The sequence below is a fragment of the Desulfosarcina cetonica JCM 12296 genome, from assembly GCF_001311845.1.
In the GTDB taxonomy this organism is placed as follows: domain Bacteria; phylum Desulfobacterota; class Desulfobacteria; order Desulfobacterales; family Desulfosarcinaceae; genus Desulfosarcina; species Desulfosarcina cetonica.
This window is the reverse complement of the sequence record NZ_BBCC01000338.1, coordinates 1-3,637: the sequence shown is the minus strand read 5'-3', so window position 1 is coordinate 3,637 and position 3,637 is coordinate 1. Positions and strand designations below refer to the sequence as shown.

Sequence of the window (3,637 nt, the reverse complement as noted above, 5' to 3'; positions counted from 1 at the left end):
GGCATGGGAGAGACCGCCGGCCACGCCATCAGCCTGGTGCTCTTCATCACCATTCCGGCCATGCTGGGGTTGATCCTGCTGCGCTACCCGATTGTGGCCCTGCTGTTCAAGCGGGGCGCCTTTGATGAGCAGACCGCGCGATTGACCTCCGATGCGCTTTTGTACTATTGTCTTGGGTTGTGGGCTTTTGCGGCCGTGCGCATCGTGGTTTCCATCTTTTATGCCCTGCAAGACACCCGGACGCCGGTCCTAACGGCCACGTTTTCCATTGCCGCCAATATCCTTTTGGGCATGGCGCTCATGGGGCCGATGAAACACTGCGGGCTGGCCCTGGCCACATCCCTGGCTTCGGCCGTCAACCTGGGACTGCTGGTTCATGCCCTGCGCCAGCGTCTGCGAACCCTTTGCTGGCGGCCGATCGGGGTCAGTGTATTGAAAACCCTGGCCGCGTCGCTGGTCATGGGCGGTGTCGCCAGCGGCTCTGCCAGATGATCGTCCCCCATGCCGACAGTGCCGGAAGCCTGCGGTTGTTGGTGGGGCTGGGTGCCGCCATCGGTGGCGGGATCGCCACCTTCACCGGGGTTGCCTGGTTGCTCCGGATTCCCGAGTGGCATCAGGTGGCCGGTTTGATAAAAAGGAGTTTGTTGCCAACATGAGCCTGGGGGTAAAATGGGGGATCGGTATCGCGATCCTGTTGCTGCTCAACCTGCTGCTGTTCATCGTTTTCGGCGACAAGGGATTGGTCGAATTGTCACGGCTCAAGGCCCAGGAACAGACCCTGGCCGGTGAAAACGAAACCCTGGCCATGGAGAATGTCGGGCTTTACCGGACCATCGGCCGTCTGAAGCGCGATCCGGTGTACATCGAGAGCGTGGCGCGCAACGAGTTGGGAATGGTCGGGGAGAACGACCTGATTATCATTCGTCCCCAGGGGGATGGCCGAGGTAAATAGATGGTGGGCGAAGAAGACAAAACCTTTTACACGCCGACCATGGCCCGCCTTTACACCGATCAGGGGCGTTTCGCGGCCGCGGCCCGGATCTACCGCTATTTGTTGGACCAGCATCCCGAGCGCGGGGATCTTGCCGAGGCGCTGGCAGCGGTTCAGGCACGGCTGCCGCAAACCCCGGATAACTGGCCGTCGGCGGCTTCGGCCATCGAACGGTGGGTGCGCCTTTTAATCTTTTGCCGGATGTTGCGGCAGTTGAGCGACATCCGGCTTTCCGATCGTCACCTGGCCGCTGGCTGACGGACGAACGCGTGGATCATGAAACATACGGTTCTCAAAGACAAGCATATCGTTCTGGGCGTGTGCGGCGGCATCGCCGCCTATAAAAGTGTGGAACTCGTCCGGCGCCTGAAAAAGCTCGGTGCCCGGGTACGCGTGATCATGACCGAGAGCGCGGCGCGTTTCGTCGGTCCCATGACATTCGCCGTGCTTTCGGAAAATCCGGTTTGCCGGGATCTGTTTGATGACCAGGATGAGGCGGCCATCCGGCATATCGACTGGGCCGAAGCGGCCCAGGCCGTGATCATCGCGCCGGCCACGGCCAACACGGTGGCCAAATTGGCAAGCGGCATCGCCGATGACGCCCTGAGCACGTTCATGCTGGCCGTGACCTGCCCGGTGATGATCTGCCCCTCGATGAATTCCAACATGTTCGAACATCCGGCCACCCAGCGCAACCTGGATCGCCTGGCGGCCGACGGTTGCCAGATTCTGGCGCCCGGTGTCGGCGAACTGGCCTGCAAAACCACCGGACCCGGACGGTTGCCCGAACCCGAGGAAATCGTCGACCGCCTGATCAGTTTTCTCACGCCCGACGATCTGGCCGGCAAACGGGTGCTGGTGACCGCCGGACCGACCCGGGAGGCCATCGATCCGGTGCGCTTCATCAGCAATCCCTCGTCGGGCAAGATGGGCTACGCCATTGCCCGGGCCGCCGAAAACCGCGGCGCCACGGTCACCCTGGTGAGCGGCCCGGTGGCGCTGCCGCCGCCGCTCAATGTGGATGTGGTGCCGGTGGTCAGCGTGGAGGAGATGGCCCAGGCGGTCTTCGCCCGGGTGGACCAGGCCGACGTGATCGTCAAGGTGGCGGCGGTTTCCGACTACCGGCCGGCGATCAGCGAACCCCACAAGGTCAAGAAAGGCGAGGGGGATATCCAACTGACCCTGACCCGTACCACGGACATCCTCAAGTCCATCGGCCAGCGCAAGCGCGACGGACAGATTCTGGTGGCTTTGCCGCCGAGACCCGTGACATGGAGACCTATGCGCGCCAGAAGGTTGTCGCCAAGCACCTGGACATGATTGCAGCCAACCTGATCGGACCGCCGGATTCGGGCTTCAGCGCCGACACCAACCGCATGACCCTCTTTTTTGCCGACGGACGCAAGACGGTGCTGGACGTGATGGACAAGGATGACGTGGCCCACCACATTCTCGATGAGGTGGTCGCGATGATCCGTGGCGCCAAAACCGCTCCGGCAGGGGATTGACGCCGTGGCTTCCACCGTGACCCCGCCCCTGGTTGATCTGTTGCGCGAGATTCGCCGCAGCCTGGTTTACCTGAAATCGATCGGCTGCACCGGATTCGACTGTTCCGCTGAAGGGGTGGCGATGGTGGCGCAGCTGGGTGTCGGGCCCGTCGCCAAACCGGCGGTGACCGCGGCGCCCGTTTCCGCGACATCCCCGGAAACCCTTGACCAGGTGCGCGCCGACCTGGGTGAATGCACCCGCTGTCCGTTATGTCAGGGCCGCACCCACATCGTTTTTGGCGAGGGCGATCCCAAGGCCCGACTGGTTTTCGTGGGCGAGGGCCCCGGATTCGAGGAAGATCAGTCCGGGCACCCTTTTGTCGGTGCCGCCGGCCAGCTCTTGACCAAGATCATTGCGGCCATGCAGCTTTCCCGGGAGACGGTCTACATCGCCAACATCGTCAAGTGCCGGCCGCCCGGCAACCGCAATCCGCAGCCCGACGAAATTCGCGCCTGTATGCCTTTTCTCCGGCGTCAGTTGGCGGCGATCCGGCCCCAGGTGATCTGCGCCCTGGGCAAAGTGGCCGCCCAGACCCTGCTGGACACCCAGACCTCTATTTCACGCCTGCGGGGTGACTTCCATGCGTTCATGGATATTCCGCTGATGCCGACCTTTCATCCGGCTTTTCTGCTGCGCAACCCGGAGAGGAAGCGCGAGGTGTGGCAGGATGTACAGAAGATCATGAAACGATTGTCCCGACCGTCCACCTAATTCCCCTTTATGTAAAGGGGGTGTATCGATGCACCGCGCCATGACCGCCTTTTCCCTGATGCTCCTCTTGGGGCTGACCGTCGCTATGCCGGCCGGTGCCGCCGGTGCGCCGGTTTATCTGGTCGCGTTGGACGATGCCGTCACCCCGGCGACGGCCGACTTTCTCATCGACGCCATCCATCAGGCCGGTGAAGCGGGTGCCGGATGCCTGGTGGTTCGCTTGGATACCCCCGGCGGCCTGGTGGAATCCACGCGCAAGATCGTCATGGCCATCTATGACAGCAAGGTCCCGGTGGTGGTCTATGTGGCGCCTTCCGGCGCACGGGCGGCTCGGCCGGCGTGATGATCACCATGGCGGCCGACGTGGCGGCCATGGCGCCGGCGACC

Annotated in this window: 6 protein-coding genes and 1 pseudogene; all 7 read left to right on the top strand. The window is 63.1% G+C overall.

Features of this window, described 5'->3' with window-relative positions:
• On the top strand, positions 1 to 492 hold a 492-nt coding region (gene murJ, locus JCM12296_RS33340; protein ID WP_172684240.1), incomplete at its 5' end, for a murein biosynthesis integral membrane protein MurJ.
• Positions 489 to 656, top strand: a complete 168-nt coding sequence (locus tag JCM12296_RS39415; RefSeq protein ID WP_157068146.1) for a hypothetical protein — start codon at positions 489 to 491, stop codon at positions 654 to 656. The genes murJ and JCM12296_RS39415, both read left to right, overlap by 4 nt.
• Positions 653 to 952, top strand: coding sequence for an FtsB family cell division protein (locus JCM12296_RS33335; protein WP_054702238.1), 300 nt, complete (start codon positions 653 to 655; stop codon positions 950 to 952). Before JCM12296_RS39415 ends, JCM12296_RS33335 begins: the two co-directional genes overlap by 4 nt.
• Positions 953 to 1,249, top strand: a complete 297-nt coding sequence (locus JCM12296_RS33330) for a hypothetical protein (protein WP_054702234.1) — start codon at positions 953 to 955, stop codon at positions 1,247 to 1,249.
• A gap of 18 nt (positions 1,250 to 1,267) precedes the next feature.
• Positions 1,268 to 2,499: pseudogene (coaBC, locus tag JCM12296_RS33325) on the top strand (bifunctional phosphopantothenoylcysteine decarboxylase/phosphopantothenate--cysteine ligase CoaBC).
• Entirely contained in the window at positions 2,468 to 3,250 is a 783-nt protein-coding gene (locus JCM12296_RS33320) for a uracil-DNA glycosylase (RefSeq protein ID WP_246805259.1), read from the top strand. The pseudogene coaBC and the gene JCM12296_RS33320 overlap by 32 nt, the downstream one beginning before the upstream one ends.
• Before the next feature lie 28 nt (positions 3,251 to 3,278).
• Positions 3,279 to 3,593: a Clp protease/crotonase-like domain-containing protein gene (locus tag JCM12296_RS33315; protein WP_054702230.1), complete on the top strand. Its 315-nt coding sequence runs from the start codon at positions 3,279 to 3,281 to the stop codon at positions 3,591 to 3,593.
• The last annotated feature ends 44 nt before the right edge of the window (positions 3,594 to 3,637 follow it).

What these genes read in the sequence shown, in the direction of transcription:
- JCM12296_RS39415 (WP_157068146.1), top strand. Translation starts at nt 489, where the DNA reads ATGATCGTCCCCCATGCCGACAGTGCCGGAAGCCTGCGGTTGTTGGTG.
- JCM12296_RS33315 (WP_054702230.1), top strand. Translation starts at nt 3,279, where the DNA reads ATGCACCGCGCCATGACCGCCTTTTCCCTGATGCTCCTCTTGGGGCTG.
- JCM12296_RS33335 (WP_054702238.1), top strand. Translation starts at nt 653, where the DNA reads ATGAGCCTGGGGGTAAAATGGGGGATCGGTATCGCGATCCTGTTGCTG.
- JCM12296_RS33330 (WP_054702234.1), top strand. Translation starts at nt 953, where the DNA reads ATGGTGGGCGAAGAAGACAAAACCTTTTACACGCCGACCATGGCCCGC.